General features: G+C 46.1%; 1 protein-coding gene and 1 pseudogene. Both read right to left on the reverse strand.

Annotated elements, in window-relative coordinates; translation table 11 throughout:
* Positions 1 to 119: 119 nt before the first annotated feature.
* Positions 120 to 857 (reverse strand): IS21-like element helper ATPase IstB, encoded by a 738-nt coding sequence (istB, locus tag EPX21_RS17950; protein WP_134091065.1) that lies wholly within the window; start codon positions 855 to 857, stop codon positions 120 to 122.
* A 24-nt stretch (positions 858 to 881) separates the two neighbouring features.
* Positions 882 to 1,279, reverse strand: a pseudogene (locus EPX21_RS17955) (hypothetical protein); the annotation flags it as partial.

A 1,279-nucleotide genomic window follows, 5' to 3' on the forward strand; every position in this document is an offset into this window, starting at 1 on the left:
TTTTTAGTGTGCACTCTTGTTGCCAATTTTGGTGTATTCTTATTTCCCATTTTCTGTGCAGTAGTAATTACCGCTTACACCACTTTAAAAGATCATACAATTATATAAAAAAGCTTTGATTATTCCTGTTTCAATATTCCCTTTCTAAGTGATTCCCCTTTTAGATCTATCCTGTGAGAAGAGTTGACAAGACGGTCAAGGATCGCATCTGCAATTGTCCCTTCGCCGCCGATAATTTCGTACCATGCCGAGACGGGTATCTGGGATGATATAATGGTAGATTTTTTACCGTGCCGGTCATCAATGATATCCATCAGCGTTTCCCTGTCCTGATTGTCGAAAGCCTGCAGGCCAAAGTCATCAAGGATAAGCATTTCCGCTTTTGTCAGTTTTTCCAGTTCTTTGAGATAGGTTCCGTCTACCTTGCTCAATTTCAGTTTCTTGAACAGCCTGGCTGTAACAGTGTAGAGTGTTTTTATTCCCGAAAGGCAGGCCTGGTGGCCCAGTGCCTGCGAGAGATAGCTTTTACCTGTGCCGGAGGCGCCGCAGATAATAATATTCTCCTTCCTTGATAAAAAATCAAGCGTAGCAAGCCTGGCGAACATATTTCTGTCCAGATTCCGCTCTGCCGAGTAGTTGATATCGGCCAGGGCTGCATCCTGCCTGAAGGCGGCCTGCTTCAAAAGGCGTTCAATCCTGCTGTTTTCCCGCTCCTCCCATTGGTGATCGGTCAGCAGGGCCAGGTATTCATCGCATGTCATCCCTTCAAACCTGTTCTCCTTGACGTACTGCAGGTGTAACTGCGCCATGGCACCCAGGCGCATGTTCCGTAATTTTTCAATTGTCTGATTGTTCATCTTTCTTATTTTTTGTTTTTACTGTTATTCATAGGCGGAAGCACCGCGTATATTGCTGTGAAAAGGGATGTGGGGTTCTGCCTGCTCTGGCTGCTGGCCGGACAGCGGCACCCTGTCCATATTGTTCTTAAGAATATTCTTTATGCGGATATAGGAACAGGCGCCGGTATCCAATGCTCTTTTGCAGGCATCGTTGAGCCGCTGCGAGCCGTATACCCTGTGCAGCTGGATGACCCCCAGGGAGCGTTTGTAACCTATCTCGGGATAATCCTGTGAAGTCAGTATCTTTTCGACGCATGCCACAACGTATTCACCATGCGGGCGGGCCTTTCTCCTGAAGAATATCATACTACCCAAATACTGGACAACTGCATAAATGTTTAAATTAGCAGTTGAGAATGAAAAAAGAACGCAGGAAATTC

The organism is Olivibacter sp. XZL3, from assembly GCF_004368405.1.
GTDB lineage: Bacteria > Bacteroidota > Bacteroidia > Sphingobacteriales > Sphingobacteriaceae > Olivibacter.